Origin of the sequence: Staphylococcus nepalensis (assembly GCF_014635045.1) — a bacterium.
Taxonomy (GTDB): domain Bacteria; phylum Bacillota; class Bacilli; order Staphylococcales; family Staphylococcaceae; genus Staphylococcus; species Staphylococcus nepalensis.
Genome location: NZ_BMCF01000001.1, coordinates 1 through 20,573, shown reverse-complemented (window position 1 = coordinate 20,573; position 20,573 = coordinate 1). Strand labels below are relative to the sequence as shown.

The 20,573-nt window shown below is 32.0% G+C and carries 18 protein-coding genes; 15 read left to right on the top strand and 3 right to left on the bottom strand.

Translation table 11 applies throughout. The features are described 5' to 3' along the window. Window positions 1–21: 21 nt before the first annotated feature. Complete coding sequence (locus tag IEU88_RS00090; RefSeq protein WP_103372767.1) at window positions 22–528, top strand: Asp23/Gls24 family envelope stress response protein; 507 nt, start codon at window positions 22–24, stop codon at window positions 526–528. 95 nt (window positions 529–623) lie between these two features. Here the strand turns inward: IEU88_RS00090 and IEU88_RS00085 are convergent, their stop codons facing one another. Continuing rightward, window positions 624–2,555, bottom strand: coding sequence for an IucA/IucC family protein (locus IEU88_RS00085; RefSeq protein ID WP_371871910.1), 1,932 nt, complete (start codon window positions 2,553–2,555; stop codon window positions 624–626). A gap of 118 nt (window positions 2,556–2,673) precedes the next feature. Between IEU88_RS00085 and IEU88_RS00080 the strand changes: the two genes are divergently transcribed. The 7 genes from IEU88_RS00080 to IEU88_RS00050 all read left to right on the top strand — a co-directional run bounded on the left by IEU88_RS00080 (window position 2,674) and on the right by IEU88_RS00050 (window position 11,366). Continuing rightward, entirely contained in the window at window positions 2,674–3,849 is a 1,176-nt protein-coding gene (locus IEU88_RS00080) for an MFS transporter (protein WP_103372766.1), read from the top strand. Next, on the top strand, window positions 3,846–5,603 hold the full coding sequence (locus IEU88_RS00075) for an IucA/IucC family protein (RefSeq protein WP_103372765.1): 1,758 nt from the start codon (window positions 3,846–3,848) through the stop codon (window positions 5,601–5,603). The genes IEU88_RS00080 and IEU88_RS00075 overlap by 4 nt, the downstream gene beginning before the upstream one ends. A 2-nt stretch (window positions 5,604–5,605) precedes the next feature. After that, complete coding sequence (locus tag IEU88_RS00070; RefSeq protein WP_103372764.1) at window positions 5,606–6,667, top strand: alanine racemase; 1,062 nt, start codon at window positions 5,606–5,608, stop codon at window positions 6,665–6,667. Window positions 6,668–6,761: 94 nt separating this feature from the next. Beyond that, on the top strand, window positions 6,762–7,772 hold the full coding sequence (locus tag IEU88_RS00065; RefSeq protein ID WP_103372763.1) for an ABC transporter substrate-binding protein: 1,011 nt from the start codon (window positions 6,762–6,764) through the stop codon (window positions 7,770–7,772). Between the two features lie 12 nt (window positions 7,773–7,784). Next, window positions 7,785–8,819 carry a FecCD family ABC transporter permease gene (locus tag IEU88_RS00060; RefSeq protein WP_096808719.1) on the top strand — a complete coding sequence of 345 codons (1,035 nt, stop codon included), beginning with the start codon at window positions 7,785–7,787 and terminating at the stop codon, window positions 8,817–8,819. Next, a complete protein-coding gene (locus IEU88_RS00055; RefSeq protein WP_096808720.1) occupies window positions 8,816–9,778 on the top strand; it encodes a FecCD family ABC transporter permease in 963 nt (320 codons plus the stop codon). The genes IEU88_RS00060 and IEU88_RS00055 overlap by 4 nt, the downstream gene beginning before the upstream one ends. A gap of 214 nt (window positions 9,779–9,992) precedes the next feature. Further along, entirely contained in the window at window positions 9,993–11,366 is a 1,374-nt protein-coding gene (locus tag IEU88_RS00050; RefSeq protein WP_103372762.1) for a YjiH family protein, read from the top strand. Window positions 11,367–11,488: 122 nt separating this feature from the next. Here IEU88_RS00050 and IEU88_RS00045 read toward each other — a convergent pair whose 3' ends face one another. Next, window positions 11,489–11,803, bottom strand: a complete 315-nt coding sequence (locus IEU88_RS00045; RefSeq protein ID WP_096808722.1) for a heme oxygenase — start codon at window positions 11,801–11,803, stop codon at window positions 11,489–11,491. 297 nt (window positions 11,804–12,100) lie between these two features. Continuing rightward, on the bottom strand, window positions 12,101–12,361 hold the full coding sequence (locus IEU88_RS00040) for a SunI/YnzG family protein (protein ID WP_103372761.1): 261 nt from the start codon (window positions 12,359–12,361) through the stop codon (window positions 12,101–12,103). A gap of 177 nt (window positions 12,362–12,538) precedes the next feature. Between IEU88_RS00040 and IEU88_RS00035 the strand changes: the two genes are divergently transcribed. From IEU88_RS00035 to salA, 7 genes are all read left to right on the top strand, one after another. Continuing rightward, window positions 12,539–13,039 (top strand): metal-dependent hydrolase, encoded by a 501-nt coding sequence (locus IEU88_RS00035; RefSeq protein ID WP_096808724.1) that lies wholly within the window; start codon window positions 12,539–12,541, stop codon window positions 13,037–13,039. A 115-nt stretch (window positions 13,040–13,154) separates the two neighbouring features. Next, a complete protein-coding gene (locus IEU88_RS00030) occupies window positions 13,155–14,342 on the top strand; it encodes a UTP--glucose-1-phosphate uridylyltransferase (protein WP_096808725.1) in 1,188 nt (395 codons plus the stop codon). Window positions 14,343–14,361: 19 nt separating this feature from the next. Continuing rightward, window positions 14,362–15,045 (top strand): PAQR family membrane homeostasis protein TrhA, encoded by a 684-nt coding sequence (gene trhA, locus IEU88_RS00025; protein ID WP_096808726.1) that lies wholly within the window; start codon window positions 14,362–14,364, stop codon window positions 15,043–15,045. A gap of 294 nt (window positions 15,046–15,339) precedes the next feature. After that, entirely contained in the window at window positions 15,340–16,683 is a 1,344-nt protein-coding gene (gene sdrM, locus IEU88_RS00020) for a multidrug efflux MFS transporter SdrM (protein WP_103372760.1), read from the top strand. Window positions 16,684–16,868: 185 nt separating this feature from the next. Beyond that, entirely contained in the window at window positions 16,869–17,324 is a 456-nt protein-coding gene (locus IEU88_RS00015; RefSeq protein ID WP_096808728.1) for a SepA family multidrug efflux transporter, read from the top strand. 68 nt (window positions 17,325–17,392) lie between these two features. Beyond that, complete coding sequence (locus IEU88_RS00010; protein WP_096808729.1) at window positions 17,393–18,841, top strand: MDR family MFS transporter; 1,449 nt, start codon at window positions 17,393–17,395, stop codon at window positions 18,839–18,841. A 177-nt stretch (window positions 18,842–19,018) separates the two neighbouring features. Then, entirely contained in the window at window positions 19,019–20,083 is a 1,065-nt protein-coding gene (gene salA, locus IEU88_RS00005; RefSeq protein WP_096808730.1) for an iron-sulfur carrier protein/transcriptional regulator SalA, read from the top strand. The last annotated feature ends 490 nt before the right edge of the window (window positions 20,084–20,573 follow it).

Below are 20,573 nucleotides of genomic sequence, written 5' to 3'. Positions count from 1 at the left end.
TAAAACAAAGGAGAATTAATTATGGCAGTAGATAATAACAAAGCTAAACAAGCATATGATAACCAAACAGGAGTAAATGAAAAAGAACAAGAGCAACAACAAAAACAACAGGAGCAACAGCAAGAACCAAAATTCAATAATAAATTAACTTTCTCTGACGAAGTAATTGAAAAAATTGCTGGTATTGCTGCACGTGAAGTGAATGGCATTTTAGAAATGAAAGGCGGATTCGTTGATAACATTTCTAGTTCATTTGGTAGCACGAGCAACGTGACACAAGGCGTTAGTGTTGAAGTTGGAGAAAAACAAGCAGCAGTAGACTTAAAAGTTATTTTAGAATACGGTGAATCAGCACCAAAAATCTTCCGCAAAGTTACTGACTTAGTTAAAGAACAAGTCAAATATATCACTGGTCTTGAAGTGGTTGAAGTAAATATGCGTGTTGAAGATGTGATGACTAGAAAAGAATGGACACAAAAAAATGAAAAAAGCCAAAATTCAAATAACGAAGACAAAGGATTACAATAATTCTTAATATCAATATAAATTATAAAACTACTGATAAGCAGATGCTTATCAGTAGTTTTATTTTGCTATTTGAAATAAAATGTTCAGGCGCTTTATTAATTGTAATGTAACGGGTTGTCAACCTGTATATAAGTATAGTAATCTGCTTCATCCACTAAACGCATCGTTGTTACACATTTATAATCTATTTTTGGCGCAAATAAGATTGATTTGATTTGATTTATTCTTTGTTGATCATCGATTGTACGCGCAATATCGTCTAGTTTTTTAGTTAATAAGTCACGTACGATTGACCAAATTTGGTTTTCTAATTGTTTATGATTACTTGATTGTGCAATACTAGCAATTAATTCACCAAGATGGTTTTGGATACTTGAGTAAAAGACTTTATTAAATACCGTTTGTGATTGATTGGTTAAAATTAACGATTTTTCATGAAAATCTGCTGTACTGTACCCCATTTTATTTAAATGCGATGTATCAATTCGTAAACCTTCAAAATCACGTATATAAAGCATATCTAATAGGCCGTCGTCTCCAAATGTAGCAATAGCATTCTGTAGATGGGCTTCAAGTGCAATACCATATTTAACGTAAAGCGGTATTACTAAATCTATTAACGCTTGACTATAGTGCTTAATCCAAACTAAAGCAGCTGACTCAAAGCTATGAATTTTCTTCGCCACTTGATATTTAGTGATTAATGATACAATGGGTGGTTCGTCATTATAGATTGTCGATGCTACTAACACAGAAGGAACCATAGGTATTGTATTTTCTTTGATTAAGTTATATATGTTTGTTCTAAATAAGGTCCCTAGTTGTTCACTTCTAATGGTTTGGTCTGCTTTATCTGAAACGTTATAAAAGTGGATTCCTGCTAGTTCGTCAATCGTATCAGCCTGAATATGGTTGAATAATGTATCATTTTGTATAATATCATTGAGTATGCACGTAACTTGCGGACCATTTATGGTTGTTTGCTCAGATAGTGTTCTAATTTCTCCAGTAATGTGAACGTTGGTTGATAATTTAATATGTGGCAAGGTTTCAGGAAATTTTGGCATCAACGTTCTAAAAGATAATCCTGCAAAATACGATTGTTGATATTCAATAGGGATGATTTCTTGTTGTTCTAGTTCTTTTGAATACGCTTTTAAGAGAATATGATCATATTGCCAAGGGTGTACAACCATAACGACATATTGATTGATATATTCTGCACCAACCTGTTTTATAACTTCAGTTTTTAACCCATTAAATAAATTATAAATTAAATTATTATAATCTCCCGAACATGTCTGAAATTTAGCTATAGATTTATGTATTAATATAAATTGTAAAGGAATAGACTGACCAAATTCTGCTGAATAGTTGATAACTGTTTCAGGTGTCATGCCTTTGCGCAATTTTGCACCGGGATGGAGCGGGTGGCCTTCAATAACAAACTGTTCAGAGGCTAAATAACTATCTTTTGCTTTGGTGATTAAATCATTTAAGGATTGATTATTCTGCTCTAATAAATATTTTTGGTAGCTTAATGCAATCGCCATATTTGCCACGCTATTATTTAAATCTTCATAGAATTGAGCACTAGCTGCATTATCTAATTCTGGGGCTACCGATAAAATACAGTTTAAAACGTCATTTGGATGTAAAACTCTTTCGACATGGTCGTCTTCTTCTAAATAAAACGGTCCAGTGACGGCTAGACGATCAAAAGCGTGCGTACCTGTTATAGGTGCATACAAGGTTTTGTTAATTTTAGGGAAAGCAATAGATAATAATTTATTTTCTTCAGATAGTTGAGGCGCGCCTACATCTTTGTTATCAATAATTTTGCTGTGTTGGTGACTCTGTACTAAATTTTCTCGATATAAAGATGAGATCAATCTTTGCGATATTTTATCTCTACTTTCTAATAACACCTCTTGAAATAAATTTGCCCATGTTTGATTTATAGACGATAAATAATCAAAAGCATATTGTTCATCATTAGTCATTTTATTTATTAAATTATAATTAATACTTTTTGAATTCATAAAGCACCTCTAAAAAAATTATTTTACAAAAGTATAAGATATTTGTATAATCCATAATATCGATAATGATAATTATTATCAATTAAAAAGTCGGGTGAAATGTATGGCAAGATATTTTTTTCCAAGTTCTTTCTTTTTGTTTCTAGGAAATTGGATTGGACATATCACTTTAAATTGGTATGTATATACGTTATATCATAACGCAATTTACCTTGGACTCATTAATTTTTTCCGACTTGTACCTATTTTGCTCATTAGTGTATGGGCGGGCGCGTTAGCAGATAGATGCAATAGAGGAAAATTATTGAAAATAACCATCTCTACTTCTTTATTACTTACCACTTTACTGTGTTTTTTAATCTTTTTAAATGGGGAGTTACCAATAATAGTATTTTTATTATATTCACTTGGAAGAGGTGTGATGGGCGCTATAGAAACACCAGTGCGCCAATCTGTTCTGCCAGATTTAACAGAGCGTTTAACTACGACTCAAGCAGTCTCATATCATTCATTTATAATCAATATATGTCGATCTATTGGTCCAGCCATAGCGGGATTTGTAATAGCAGGTTATAATGCACAAATAAGTTTTAATATCCAAGCTATAGCCTACTTTATTTCGTTGATGATGTGTTTGCCTTTGAAATTTAAGCCATCGCATTTGGTTAAAGAGAAAGAAACAATGAATACTAAATTTGTCTTCAACTATTTTAGTAACAACAAAATCGGGGCTAGAATATTTTTAACTTCTTTATTTATCATGGCTACAGGTTTTACATATACATCATTGTTACCAGTTTTAACAGATAAAACATTTCCTGAACAAGTAACCATGTTTGGGTCTGCAATGACCTGTGCTGCAATTGGTGGTATTATTGCAACAATGATTTTGCCTAAAGTACTAGAAAGTATATCAATGGTAAAAATGTATTATTTTAGTTCAATATTATTTGGTATTTCACTATTAGTAAGTATTAGCCCAAATATGATTATATTTTTTATTTCAGTATTCTTAATCGGGCTTTTTAGCCAATGGGCACGTACGACTAACAGAATATATTTTCAGCATCGTGTTAAATCAGAGCATAGAGGGAAGATACTTAGTGTTGTAATGATGGATAGAGGGATGATTCCATTAGGAGCGATGATAATGAGTTTCTTAACAGAATATATCGGTATCATCGAGACTTTTATCATCATGGGGCTAAGTACTGTCATTATCACATTGGTATTTGGCATGATGAATAGACAAAGAAAAAATGGAGGCAATGTTGTATGATGCATCATATTTGGAAATTGGCAGATGAGAATATTCAACACCGCATAATGAACGCGGTTCTTAAAGAAAACATTTTTCCAGAAAAAATGTTTTTTAAGGAATTTGATAATTACGTAGAATTACAATATAAAGGGCAAGCGTTAAATGTATCTTATTTAAGAAAAAGTGCGATGATGCGTTATGTCTTCAACGGTGAAATTCACTATATAAAAGGTGACAATATTGTTTCCATTAAAACATTAGAACAATTGCTTGAGGTATTAAATAATCAATTTAATACCCCAATTAGCCAACGGCTAACTGAAGAATTACAGTCCAGTCGTGCAGGACTTGCATTGAGCTATGAACATTTTAACCATAGACAGTCAATGATTCAGGCTAGTTTAAAGTTTTCAAGATTGCCAGTAACCATTAATTTCTTTACATGGTTACAGCATATGAAAGAAGATAATGGTATTAATGATTTAAGTTATTCTGAAAGTCTCGTCATAGAAGGACATCCAACGCATCCACTAACCAAAACGAAATTACCATTAACGAATGAAGAAATTAAATTATATGCACCTGAATTTGAAAAGACGATTGCATTAAAAGTGATGCTTATTCATAAGCAAGATAGTGTAGCGACTTCGATGGAAGAAGATGATCAATATATATTAAACCACGTGATACCTGAATATAGATATAAATTGAAAGCATTTTTAGAACCGCATCATTTAGAATTAAACGATTATCGCGCTATACTCGTGCATCCATGGCAATATGAAAACGTGATTCCACAACAATTTGTATACTGGTTAGAGGAACATCGTCTTTTAACTACACCATTTGAAGTTGAAGCGAAAGCAACATTATCGTTCAGAACAATGGCGTTAATGAATAAGCCATTCCATATTAAGTTACCAGTCGATATTCAAGCCACAAGTGCAATAAGAACTGTTTCCCCTGTTACAACGGTGGATGGGCCAAAGTTAAGTTATGAGTTACAAGAAATGTTAAATGTTTACCCACAGTTAAAAGTAGCAATGGAACCTTATGGTATACATGCCCAAACTAATGAAGATATAGCACGTCAATTAGCTTGTATCGTGCGTTATGAACCACAAACCACAACAAATGGACTTACTTTAGTAACTGGCAGTTTAGTAAATAAAAATCCTGTAGATAACCAGGTCATCGTTGATAGTTATTTAGAATGGCTAGGGGTAGGTGTAACAAACAAAGCAATTAAACAATTTATAAGTCACTATGCTGAAACACTTATCCAACCATTAATTGGCTATATACAAGATTATGGAGTTGCTTTAGAAGCACATATGCAAAATACTATTGTTAGTTTAGGACCAGATTTTCAAATGAAATTTATGGTGAGAGATCTAGGGGGTTCTAGAATTGATTTAAAGACTCTAACAAGACAATTACCCAATGTTAAGATTACAAATAAAAGTTTAGCTGCTGAGAATATTGAAGCGGTTATTGCTAAGTTTCAACACGCTGTGATTCAAAATCAAATTTCAGAATTAATACATCATTTTTCACAATATAATAACGTCAATGCAGATGAATTATTTGCGATTGTAAGTGAAGTAATAGAACAGTCAATCGATACTAAAAAGGCGCATGCGCAAGTGTTAAGGCAAACATTGTTTGGACCCAAAATTAATGTGAAGGCATTGCTACGTATGCGTATGGAAGGCAAAGTAAAAAAATATTTAACAGTTGATTTAGATAATCCTATAAGTAATGAGGTGTAATGATGGCGCAATTAAAAGTAAACCTTTCTAAAATTAAATATAATGCTTACATTTTAAATACGCTTTTAAAACAGCATCACATTCATTTTACACCTGTTCTCAAATGTGTAGCTGGAGATAGAAAAATAGTAGAAACATTAAAAAGCGTTGGACTTACACATTTTGCTGATGCAAGAATAAATAATATTTTAAAAAGTAAAGATGATGATATCACTTATATGATGATTAGAACTGCTAACCACCAAGAATTAGAAGATATTGTGCAATGCGTTGATACGAGTATTCAAACAGAATTGGATACCATCCGACAAATTAATGAAATAGCAAGCAAGCAAAAAGTAAAACACAAGATATTATTAATGGTTGATTGGAAAGATTCTAGAGAAGGGGTGCTCACTTATGATGTGCTCGCTTATATTAGAGAAATCATTAATATGCATCACATACATCTTGAAGGGTTAGCTTTTAACTTTATGTGTTTTAATGAAATAGCACCAACGGAAGAAGATGTTGAGATGATTAACCAGTTTGTAAATTCGGTAGAAAAAGCCTCTCATTTGAAATTCAAAACAATATCAGGTGGCAATTCTAGTATGCTATTACAAATGCTCTATAATGATTTAGGTAAAATGAATGATTTAAGAATTGGTGAAACTTTATTTAGGGGTGTGGAAACGACGACAAACCAGCATTTAGATACCCTATATCAAAACGCTATTATTTTAGATACAGAAATTGTTGAAATCAAACCACGTATTAATATTAATAATGGTCAACAATACCTTCAAGCAATTCTGGATATTGGAAATTTAGATACCAATGTAGACGACATTAAACCTTTATATCATAATGTCGATGTACTTGGAGCTACGAGTGATCATTTAATGATAGACCTACTGAATAATGATCATTATCAGATTGGCGATAAAATACAATTTAGTTTAGGATATAAAGCTTTAGCACAAAGTATGTTTATGTCGCATTTAAATAGATTTTATTTAAATGATCTAGCGATTGAAGCAATGTGCTGTGAAAAAAATGTAAAAAAAATGAATAAGATTTAGTTTTTATCAAATGTTATTAAAAAACTTATTGACATTGATAATCGTTATCAATAAAATTAGAGGTGTAATGATACATATCTAAGGAGTGAAAACGATGAAGCACAAAGCTAAATGGATGGGTCTATTATTTTTAACATTAACAGCTCTCTTATTAGTAGCATGTGGTAAAGTGGGGGGTAATGACTCAGATGAATCCAACAAAGAAAGTAAAAGCAAAGACAGCGTTACTATTAAACATGATGGAGGCACAACCCATATTGATAAAAAACCCCAACGTGTAGTGTCACTTGAATTTTCATTTGTTGATGCATTGGCAGCATTGGATATTAAACCAGTGGGTGTAGCAGACGATGGTAAAAAAGATAGAATATTAAAACCCATCCGCGATAAAATCGGTGACTATAAATCAGTAGGCGCACGTAAGCAACCAAACTTAGAAGAAATTAGTAATCAAAAACCAGATCTTATTATTGCCGATAGTAATCGTCACAAAGGTATACAACAGGATTTAGAAAAAATAGCACCAACCATCATGTTACCGAGTTTCGATAGTGACTATAAAGATAATATAGAAGCTTTTAAAACAATCTCTAAAGCTGTAGGTAAAGAAGATAAAGGTAAAGATAGATTAAAAGAACATAATGAATTAATGGATAAGTATAAGAAAGAGATTACTATGGACAAATCTCAACCCGTATTAGCTACAGTTATTGCAAAATCAGGTTTATTAGCACATCCAGAGAATACTTATGTAGGTGACTTATTAAAAGAACTTGGTTTTAATAATGCGCTTAATAAAACTGAAACAGATAATCTATCTAAATATTTAAAAGGCCCTTATGTACAATTGAATTCAGAAGTGCTTTCAGATATTAATCCTGGGCGTATGTTTATCATGGTTGATAAGGGCAAAAATGACCCTAACTTGAAAAAACAAGAAGAAGAGCCGGTTTGGCAAAGCCTAGATGCTGTTAAAAATGATAATGTCTCTGTTGTAGATAGAAACACTTGGGCACGTGCGCGTGGTATTATTTCTTCTGAAGAGATTGCTAAACAATTAGTAGATATCTCAAAAAATGAACAAAATGATAAACAACAAAAGTAAGGTGAATGGTAAATGACTAAGTTAGATAGCATTAACCAAACCAGAACTGAAGATAAGAAAAATAAAAAACGCACTGCACTCACGTTTATTGTGAGTGTGTGTGCGCTTTTTGTCATTATCTATTTTAACTTAAGTATTGGCTCGTCTCGTATCGCTTTAGATGATTTTAAAGATTATTTTTTAACACATTCTGATTCAAAACAGACATTTTTAATACATAATGTACGAATGCCTAGAATGCTAGCTGGATTGTTAATCGGAGGAGCGCTCGGACTAGCTGGTTTACTAATGCAAGCAATGACTAGAAACCCATTAGCATCACCCCAAATTTTTGGTGTTAATTCAGGGGCTTCTTTTGTTATTGTTTTCATCACAATGATTATGCCAGCATTGTCTACGTACGCTACAATATTAGCGTTTATTGGCGCTTTCATTGGAGGGCTAACTGTGTATGCTTTATCTGGGTCTACGAGAGGTATGACGCCAGTCAAATTAGCACTTGCCGGCATGGCAATTCACCTATTCTTTTCAAGCTTGACGCAAGGGATTATCTTATTAAATGAAGATGCTACCTCGACCGTTATGTTTTGGTTAGTAGGTTCATTATCATCTGTTACTTGGACACAAGTATTAGGTATTACGCCTTGGTTGATCATTGCGTTTATCTGCACAGTATTGATATCCAAACAGCTGACAATTATGGAATTAGGTGAAGATTTGGCTACTTCATTAGGGCAAAACGTCAAATTGATGCGGGTGATGATTGGTATCTTAGTGATTGTATTGGCAGGTACTTCCGTTTCCATAGCGGGGCCAATTGGATTTGTAGGACTAATTGTGCCTCATATAGTTAAATATTATATTAAAACAGATTATAGATTTATGGTTCCATTAACAATGATAATTGGTGCAAACTTATTATTATTATCCGATGTTTTAAGCAGATTAATCGCCTTTCCTTTTGAGTCACCCGTTGGCATCGTAACATCGTTTATCGGTGCGTTTTATTTCTTAGCAATCACGATTAAAGGAGTGAAAAGACTATGAAGGGAGGAGTAACATTTCGCTATATACTTGTTTTAATATTGCTAATACTTTCGGCAATTGCATCACTTTCAATTGGTGCGGTATTAATTAACCCAATTGAAGCGGTGAATAGCCTTTTTATGCAAGATAATTTTATAATTAATGAATATAGAGCACCTAGAATGTTTCTAGCGCTTATTGTAGGGAGTAGTCTTGCAATTTCTGGCGCATTAATACAAGGTGTGGTAAGGAATGCGCTCGCATCACCAGATGTAATTGGAATTACAAAAGGCGCCAGTTTATTTGCTGTCGTGATTATCATGCTATTTCCTTCAGCTCCTTTATTTATATTGCCTTTTGGATCATTTATAGGTGCATTGATGATTAGCTTGATTTTAACTTTATTGATTTCCAAATTTAATGTAAAAGGGTCTAAATTAGCATTAATTGGTTTAGCTATCGGTGCAATATGTACTGCAATTGTCCAATATTTACTAATTCGAAATCCGCTTGATGCAAATACAGCATTGGTATGGCTTACTGGTAGTTTATATGGTCATAATATGTCGCACGTTTGGGTGATATTGCCGTGGTTTATAATTGCACTACCAATTATATTTTACTATTGCCATCAACTAGATATCCTAACATTAGGGGATGATGTGGCAATAGCATTAGGCGCAAAAGTAAAGAAAGTAAAAGCTATCCTTTTGTTTTTAGCAGTTATATTGGCTGGCGCATCGATATCAGTTGTTGGTGGGTTGAGTTTTTTAGGACTCATTGCACCTCATATAGCGCGGCAGTTAGTAGGGCATAAACACAAACATATTACGGTTATGTCTGGCTTACTAGGTGCCTTAATATTAATGATAAGTGATAGTCTTGCTCGAGGTATTCATCCGCCAATTGATATCCCAGTTGGCGTCATCGTAGCGATAGTAGGCGTACCTTATTTCCTATTTTTATTAAGAAGATTATAAAAGAAGCATATAAAAGATTGATTTAGTAAGCGCTTTCATATAAAGTGGAATTGATTCTATTGAAATTAGGGTCAATTCTTTTTTTCTATAAAAAAGTAGAGACACCAAAAAGACATAAAAATATGATTTACATATTTATACATAATAGGTTATAATTATTGCTGTTGCTTTTTAAAGTGTTTATAAAAATATATGCACCTAAGGGGTGAACGAAATGAATGAATATAATAAAGCACAAATTATCAGAGGAAGATTAAAATTCATTTTGATGTCTGTTTTAGGTATTATACTTTTTTTAATTCCTATAACGGTTACTGAAGATGGAGAAAAGCAAACGACTTTACCTGTGGCGTTTTTAGCAGGATTATTAAAAGACTTATTGGGTAATGCGATGCCATTAGTTATTGTATTGATTATTACAATATCCGGTATACTATCCTTAATATGCTCAACAGCCTTAAAAAATAAATTAAATCCAGAAGGATTAATGAACAATGCATTTAATGTAAAGATTGTATGGCTTCTTTTAAGAATATTAGCTGTAATCTTTGTGTGGATGACATATTTAAAAATAGGGCCAAAAGCAATTTACTCTGCTGATACAGGAGGCCTTGTGTTTGAAAGTTTATTACCAACACTCGTGACTGTATTTTTCTTTGCAGCACTATTTTTACCATTGTTAATGGAATATGGTTTACTAGAATTATTGGGGCCTATTTTCAGACCAATAATGAGACCATTATTTACGTTGCCTGGCCGCTCTACAGTAGACAATTTAGCATCATTTATTGGTGACGGCACAGTAGGCGTATTAATCACAAGTAGACAATACGAAGAAGGATTTTATTCTAGACGGGAAGCAACTGTTATAGCGACGACATTTAGTGTTGTATCATTAACATTTGCAATTGTAGTAGCTGAGACTGTACACATGCAAAACCATTTCTTTTATTTTTACTTGTCAGTAATTATTTCATGTATTGTTTGTGCATTGATTTTACCAAGAATTTGGCCGCTTAGATCGATTAAAGACGAATATTCAAAAGAAGTATCCGAAGAAATGAGAACAGAAAAATTACCTGATAACAAAACTGCATTAAGCCACGGATTTGATATGGCTACAGAAACTGGTATTAAAGCACCAGGATTTAAAGCATTTTTTAAATCAGGTTTTAAAACAGTGATGGATATGTGGTTTGTCATTTTACCAGTTGTTATGAGTGTAGGTACGTTAGCGACAATTATTGCAACGTATACACCAATTTTTGCTATTATTGGCAAACCTTTTGTACCATATTTAGAATTATTGCAAGTTCCTGAAGCTACACAAGCTTCTGAAACAGTTTTAATTGGCTTTGCTGATATGTTCTTACCTTCCATTTTAATTGAAGGTGTGGGAAATGATATTACGTTATTTGTCATCGGTGCTTTAAGTATTACGCAGCTGATTTATTTATCAGAAGTAGGCGGCGTCATTTTAGGTTCAAAAATACCAGTAAGTATTTTTAAACTTTTTGTTATATTCTTGATTAGAACAATTATTGCTTTACCAATTATTACTTTAATGGCACATCTGTACTTTAATTAATAATAAAAAACACACATTTTTACTATTTGGAGTTATTGTGGCAACGGTCAACATTTAAACAGAGTTTGTTTAAATAACTCCCTATATTAGTAAATGTGTGTTTGTTTATATTGAGATTTTAATTAATTAAGTTCGGATAATACGTTTGCCTTAACAATTTTATTACCTAAAATGGGTGATGTTTCATTATCAGATTTATTTTGATTATTATGTGCCTCTTTGAAAGCATCACTTTTTAGCCATCCTTTAAAAGCTTCTTCAGATTGCCACCAAGTATTAACGTACATTTGATCGTAATCTTCCTCATCATCTATTAACCATACTTCAATGCGATGGAAGCCCTCTAAATCTTGGATTTTACCACCCTGTGTAAACCTAGGAGCCAACTTTTCAGCGAATCCTTTTTTGACATCTATTCTATTTGTTACAACATACATGGTATTCACACACCTTTCAAATTATAAATTTAGTATATACCATTGATAGATGTTATTAAAATATATTGAATAGACTTATACAAACAAGAAAAAACCTGAGACTTAAAGTGAGGTCTCAGGTTTTTTCTTGTTGGCAACTTACTGACTGAATTTCAAAATATGGCGATAGCAAAGCATTTTGAAATGTAGCCAAGTATGTCTAATCAGATAAGAACATTTAATGATTTTCAATAGACTGATGTTTAACGTCTATTTAATTAGTTGTTTGTATGCGCAACGATAGGTTTAAAATAATAATTATTTTGTGATTTCGTCATATACTTTTTGGTCATTTTGTGTATAAATAATGTATTCATGGTCATCAGTATCGATGATAACACGATTCGTTTTTCCAAATGTAGACCCAATGCGTGAAACTTTATCTCTATCTAGCTTAGGTACCGCATGGATATTTTGATCTTGTGAAACATTCTTAATTTCATTAGTTGGAATCTTGATGTCAGCAACTCTCCATTGAATTCTTACTTCATTGTTATCTTTTTTTACTGTCATTGCCATATTACGAACACATCCTTTAAATAATTTGTAAGTTTAGCATACAATAAAATGCAATCGTTTTCAAGAGATTATGTGATACTTTTTTGTATTATGTCATACTATTTAATTTTTGCGAAAGTATGTTCGCGTTCGTAGTGATATTGTGGTAAAATTTATCCGAGAAAAGGAGAAATGAAAATGACTGGTAAAACCCACGCTTCATGCGGTTTATTAGTAGGTGCAATGACAATAGAATACTTTCAAACTGATTTATTTACATCTATTACAATTATAACACTTGCAGTTATTTCAAGTTTATTACCTGATATTTGTCACACACAAAGTAAAATAGGTAGGAGGTTTAAAATATTGAGTTTATTGGTACGAACGCTGTTCGGCCACAGGACGTTTACACATTCGTTATTATTTATTTCTTTAATTATTATCCTATTATATTTTATTCAAACACCAGATTATTATTTAGTTTCAATTATCTTTGGTTTGCTTTCCCATGTTATACTAGATATGTTAACGCCTAGAGGTGTAAAATTATTATACCCTATACCATTGACAATTAAATTCCCCTTAGTTTTTAGAACCGGAGGATTAGTAGATTTGTCGTTGGCAGGTGCGCTTACTACAGGCGCTATTTACGTATTATTCCAATCATTTTTTAACAACCTATTTTTGAATTTATAGCAGTTATGGTTGTGATTATAATTATAATAATATAAAGTACACATAGTGAATTTATATATTCTTATTAGATATAAGATATTATTTTTATCTATTATGAATATAAAGGAGAGAGGACATGCTAGATAAGAAAGAATTAGAGAAGTTTAATCAAGAACATCTAATTGAATTTGAAAAATTAATGAGCAACAATGAAAAAGAACAATTAGAAAATCAAATCGATGCACTAGATTTATCTTACATTCAAGATTTGTATAACGATTTATATGTAAATAAACAAATCATTGATGATGTGTCTTCAGTAAACGAAGTTAAATATGATGTAAAAGAAGCTTTTTCTGAAAAGGATATTACTCAATATGAAAAAGTTGGGTTAGAAGCAATCCAAAATGGAAGATTTGCAGTTGTACTTATGGCTGGTGGTCAAGGCACACGCTTAGGTTATAAAGGTCCTAAAGGTGCATTCGAAATCGAAGGTGTAAGTTTATTTGAACTGCAAGCACGCCAATTATTAGATTTGCAAGCTAAAACGGGCGTTTATATTGATTGGTATATTATGACTAGCAAAATAAACGACAAGCAAACACAAATATTTTTTGAGGAAAAGAATTACTTTGGTTACGATAAAGCACATGTACATTTCTTTATCCAAGATAATATTGTGGCGTTATCAGAAGAGGGTAAATTAGTTCTAGATGTAGATAGCAATATTTTAGAAACGCCTAACGGTAACGGTGGCGTATTTAAATCTCTTAAAAAAGCTGGTTACCTTGAAGATATGACTGAAAATGGAGTTGAATACGTCTTTTTAAACAATATTGATAATGTGTTAGTCAAAGTTCTAGATTTGTTCTTTGCAGGTTACGCGTTCCAAAATAGCATGGACGTTACTACAAAATCAATTCAACCTAAAGAAGGTGAGAGCGTAGGTAGATTAGTTACAACGAATCATAAAGACACTGTGCTTGAATACTCTGAACTAGACCCAGAAACTGCTAATCAATTAAACAATGCCAATATAGGTATACATATGTTTAAATTGCAATTCATCAATAATGTAGTAGATAATGCTTTGCCATATCATTTAGCAGTTAAACAACTTAAACAATTAGATGACGATTTTGGTGTTATTGAAAAACCTACGTTAAAATTTGAATTGTTTTATTTCGATATTTTCCAATATGCTCATAGTTTTATGACATTGCAAGTACCGAGAGAAGAGGAATTTTCACCTTTGAAAAACAAAGAAGGAAAAGATAGTGTAGAAACTGCTGCAGCTGATTTAAAACGTTTAAATAGGATCTAAGAAAAAGGTGGTTACACTAATGACTAAAACATTAGAAGCGAATAATAATAAAGTAACTAAAACATTTAAAAATATAATACCTCTAACGTTTGGGGAAGAAATTGGTAACGCAGTATCACATGGTGTTGCTGCTTTTGTTACTTTATGCATATTGCCATATGCAGCCGTACAAAGTTTCTTTACACACGGTGTGTTGGGTTCATTGAGTGTATCAATATATGTAATAAGTATTTTTCTAATGTTTTTATCCTCAACGGTATACCATACAATGCCTAATTATTCTTCCCATAAATTTATACTTAGGATTATTGATCATAGTATGATTTACATCGCTATTGCTGGGACGTACACACCTATATGTTTAGTGTTAGTGGGTGGTTGGATTGGATGGACCGCAATGATTGTGTTATGGGGGATTACACTTTGGGGTATTCTCTATAAATCTATAGCTAAAAAAGTGAATCATAAACTCAGTTTGACGATGTATCTTGTAATGGGTTGGATTGGGGTAATATTCTTACCAACGATTATTTTTGATACAACTTTAACTTTTATGTTATTTATTTTATTGGGTGGTATAGCTTATACTGCAGGTGCTTGGTTTTATGCACAAAAAGAACGCCCATATTTTCATATGATTTGGCATTTATTTATTTTAATAGCTTCTGTTTTTCATTTTATAGCTATTTTATATTTTATGTAAAACGTTTATAAAGTGATTGTTTTTCAGAACTAAAAATGAATAAAGCGTGTTATATACTTGAGTTAGCATAATTGAAGCGTGGTTAAAGACTTAGTTTTTAATTTATTAAAAATATAGTCAACTTTTGAGGGCGAGAAGGAAATCAAATTTTTAATTTGATTCTACTTCTCGCTTTAATTTTAATTATTTTTATAGGGCAATAGGCGTAATTTGAATACAACCTATTGAACTAAACGAAGAAGCGTGGTTTAGTGGACATGTTAAAAATAAATATCATATGTTAGGAGGTTTGTTATGAATATAAAAACGCTAGGCATCGTAATTGCATTGATATTAATTATGTTTATGTCTGCAATTGAAACGTCAATCGTTTCATTGGCATTACCGACAATAAGAGATGATTTAAATGTGACAGCATCTATATCCCTCATTTTTGCTGTTTATTTCATAGCCATTGTGATAGCCAATCCTATTGTAGGGGAGTTATTAGATCGTACTAAGATTATATACATAACATTATTAGGATTGGTCCTTTTTACAATAGGAAGTCTTTTTTCAGGCATGAGTAGTACGTTTGCTATTTTAATCGCATCACGTTTCGTCCAAGGTCTAGGTGCAGGTATTATGATGGCGCTAAGTCAAATTGTGCCTAAGCTTGCATTTAAAATTCCATTACGCTACAAAATCATGGGAATTGTAGGTAGCGTGTGGGGTATATCAAGTATTATTGGCCCCGTTTTAGGCGGTGGCATTTTAGAATTTGCTACGTGGCACTGGTTATTCTTTGTTAATATTCCTATAGCTATTGTGGCAATGATATTAGTAATACTTACATTTCATTTTGAACACGAAACTACAACGGCTTCACATAAATTGGACATTAAAGGGCTTATGTTGTTTTATATATTTGTCTTCTTTTTAATGTTTGCCGTGATGAACGAATCTTATTGGTATTTAAATGTACTTTCCTTTGTTATAGCAATTATGATGGGCATTGTTTTAATTAAAAATGAAAAAGGTGTAAGCACGCCGTTTTTCCCTGTAAGAGAATTTAATAAAACAATTATTCTAGTTTTTATAACAGATTTTTTATATGCCATTATGTTAATGGGTTATAATTTATATATGCCGATTTATCTCCAAGAAGAATTAGGTCTTTCTCCATTGCAAAGTGGGTTTGTTATCTTTCCAATTTCATTTGCATGGCTAGTATTGAATTTCACTTTAGATAAAATTGAAGCAAAAATGTCCAGAAAAGGATTATATATTTTTGCTTTCACGCTATTAATGGTATGTGGTATTTTAATAATAGCTGGTACAAAAACACCTGTTTTTATGGCTTTCAGTTTATTGCTAGCTGGTGTGAGTTTCGGTACAGTTTATACTAAAGACAGTGTGATTACACAAGAAGAAACCTCTCCGCAAAATATGAAACGCATGATGTCACTGTATACATTAACGAAAAGTTTGGGGAACTCAATAGGGTCTACCATTATGGGTACAGTCTATGGCGCGTCTATTACGTTTATCAATTTACCAATACACAACGTCATATTATTGAGTATCGTTATTCTAATTATATTATTTGTATTATGGAACACGCTTTACAAACAACAAGGTAATACACTTAAATCTTAGAATAGAAAAACATCAATCATATAAATTATTAAGCAAGTATTGAAGTTTAGTGAAATTTAATACTTGCTTATTTGCATTTGGTTGTATGTTGTTATAATGGTAGAATAAGAAATAGTTTTATAAAGTTGAGAAACATTACACATAGAGATGGGAAGCAGATTAGATGAAAGGGAGGACAGTAAGCAATGAAATATATAAAGTATTTATTTACAACGCTTATTGTACTTTCGGTTTTTATCATTTCAGGGGCTATATTTTTAGCATTTTTAGGATTTGGGTTATATGGGTTAAGTCGAATCCTTATTTTTTTTCATCTAGCATATTTTGGTTATAATAAAAGTTTTTACGATAACTTAATTTATTATGGTAGTTACATTGTACTAGGATATTTTACTTTGTTTATTATAGAAAATTTAATGGATTATTTTAGAAAAAAATTACCAGATAACGCATATTTTCAAGGCTTCACGTACCATTTAATTACGTTTACAGTTACAACATTACTTTTCTATTTTATTGTGCATATCCATTATACTTATATAAATATTGATTTTTGGGTGATTGTTGTAATTATGGGTATGTTATTTATATGTAAAGAAGTATTTTATCCAGATAGTAAAAATCTCAATCAAAATAAATAATTGGTTACCTCTAATGATTTGAATTAAAAGTGAATAATCGAGCATATGAATGAAAAAGTGGTGATTTAATGACAGTAGAAAATTTATCTAAATCAAGTAGAAATATGATTGTTGCAGTAATGATTATTAGTGCTTTTATTGCTATATTAAATCAGACTTTGTTAAATACAGCATTACCTCAAATAATGAAAGGTTTAAATATTAATGAAAGCAAATCTCAATGGTTAGTTACTGGATTTATGTTAGTGAATGGTGTAATGATACCGCTTACCGCTTACTTAATGGATAGAATTAAGACGAGACCATTATATTTGATGGCTATGGGTATATTTCTCTTAGGTTCTATCATTGCAGCCATAGCTCCAACTTTTGGCATTTTAATGTTAGCACGTGTTATTCAAGCAATTGGCGCGGGTATTATTATGCCTTTGATGCAGTTTACGTTGTTTATGTTATTTCCAAAGAGTGAACGCGGTTTTGCTATGGGATTAGCTGGATTGGTTATACAATTTGCACCAGCAATAGGCCCAACGCTTTCAGGTTTAGTTATTGATGTGACAAGCTGGAGGATGCCATTCATTATTGTCGTAGGTGTATCATTAATTGGTTTTATCTTTGGAGCCATTTTTATAAAGAGTTACAACACAACAAAAGATACTAAATTGGACAAGCGCTCAGTAGTGTATTCAACACTTGGATTTGGAATGATGCTTTATGCATTTAGTAGTGCAGGCAATTTAGGCTTTGGTAATCCGATTGTTATCATATCATTAGTTGTTAGTTTACTAATTATTTGGGTTTTCATTAAAAGACAATTTAACATTAGTAATCCTCTGTTAAAGTTAATTGTATTCAAAAACAGAGTGTTTACATTAACTACGATTACATCAATGATTGTAATGATGTCTATGGTAGGTCCGGCATTACTAATACCACTGTATGTTCAAAATGCATTAGGCTTGTCGGCTTTTCTTTCAGGATTAGTTATAATGCCAGGAGCTATTATCAATGGCGTTATGTCGATATTTACAGGTAAATTTTATGATAAATACGGAGCCAGACCATTAATTATTACTGGGTTTAGTTTATTAACTATATTTTCAATCATGTTGTGCTTCTTAAAAGCAGATACTTCATATATGTATCTCATTATTGTATACGCGTTAAGAATGTTCTCTGTTTCATTATTAATGATGCCATTAAACACCGCAGGTATTAATGCACTACATAAAAATGAAATTTCACATGGTACAGCAATTAGTAACTTTGGACGTGTGACGGCAGGTTCTCTTGGGACAGCCTTAATGGTTACTGTTATGTCAATTGGATCCAAAGCCTATACTCAGACAACGAGCGCCGAAGAAAATAATGATTTATTACAACGTCAAGCTATAGCAACAGGCGTAGATTTATCATTTTTAGTAATAAGTATATTTGTAGTCATCGGTTTTATATTAGCCTTGTTTATCAAAGAGCACAGAGATGTTAACAACGCTAATACTCGGAAAGTATCATAAGAAAAAAGAAGTTAGTTTCAATTTTTAAGAATTAGTACACATTGAGCTAACTTCTTTTGTATTACAAAGATTATATTTATACTAAATATAAACTTATTTTAAAGTGCTTAAAGCAAATTTAAGTTATGTTTGTTAGAATATAAGTAAATATATTTATAAGATAGAGGGGGACGCTTTGTGTTAACGATAGAGCAAGTTAAAGAACTTGTTGGAGAACTTAAAGATCCAATAATCAATGTACCTTTAAAGGAAACAGATGGAATAGTAGAGGTAACAACAAAAGATGAGATTGATCATGTAAGTGTTAAGGTGGCGATGGCTCAATTAGGGGGACAGCCTCAATTAGATTTACAAATGGCTATTGTGGAAGTGCTTAAAGAAAACGGGGCAAATACAGTTGGAATTAGATTTGAAGAATTACCATCTGAAGTTGTTGAACAATATAGAGGGAAAAGTGATGATCAACCTCAAACAATAGAAGGTTTATTATCAAAAGATAACCCAGTGGAATTTATTGCTATTGCTTCAGGTAAGGGTGGCGTCGGTAAATCTACTATAGCAGTTAATTTAGCTGTTTCATTAGCAAGAGAGGGTAAAAAAGTCGGTTTAGTTGATGCTGATATTTATGGTTTCAGTGTTCCTGATATGATGGGGATTGATAAAAAACCAGAAGTAGACGGCAAAGAAATTATCCCGGTTGAACGCCATGGCGTTAAAGTAATTTCTATGGCATTCTTCGTAGAGGAAAACGCTCCTGTCATTTGGAGAGGCCCAATGTTAGGAAAAATGTTAACAAACTTCTTTGTTGAAGTTCGTTGGGGAGATTTAGATTATCTTCTTTTAGATTTACCACCTGGTACTGGTGATGTTGCATTAGACGTACATACAATGTTGCCTTCAAGTAAAGAAATAATAGTTACAACGCCTCATCCAACTGCAGCGTTTGTTGCAGCAAGAGCAGGTGCAATGGCAAAACACACAGAACACTCTATTTTAGGTGTTATTGAAAATATGTCTTATTTTGAAAGTAAAGAAACTGGGAACAAAGAATACGTGTTTGGTAAAGGCGGCGGTGAAAAGTTAGCAGATGAATTGCAAACGGATCTTTTAGGTCAGTTACCATTAGAGCAACCGTCGTGGAACCCAAAAGACTTCTCACCATCTATTTATCAAGTTGATGATAAACTTGGAAAAATATACCAATCAATGGCGCAGCAAATCATCGATAAAACTGAAAAATAAGCGCTTGATTTAAGTGGGTAGAATTTATTTTAATTCTACCCACTTTTTCTCTTGCATTTTTTATAAATGGTGGTAGAATAGTTTCTTGTGACCGATAAAAGAGTGATTCAAGCACTCATAATATTTATCACAAAAAATGATATTAAGTATTGACTTTAGTTAAAGAAGTTGATAATATAAAAAAGTCGTCAAAACGACAATAACATTATTTAAAATAATTTTAAAAAGTGTAAAAAATATACTTGATAAAAAGAAAATAATAATTTAATATTATTAAAGTAATGTTAAGTAATTATTTAAAAAATAAATTCTTTGTTGACAAGACGTAAACAAAGATGGTAAGCTATTAAAGCAACTATTTATAAATGAACATTGAAAACTGAATTGCAATATGTCAACGTTAATTCCGAATTCAACATTAAATGTTGATTCAAAAACAACGTGTTATTGATAACACAAATTAGTATTTTATGAGCTAATCAAACATCAT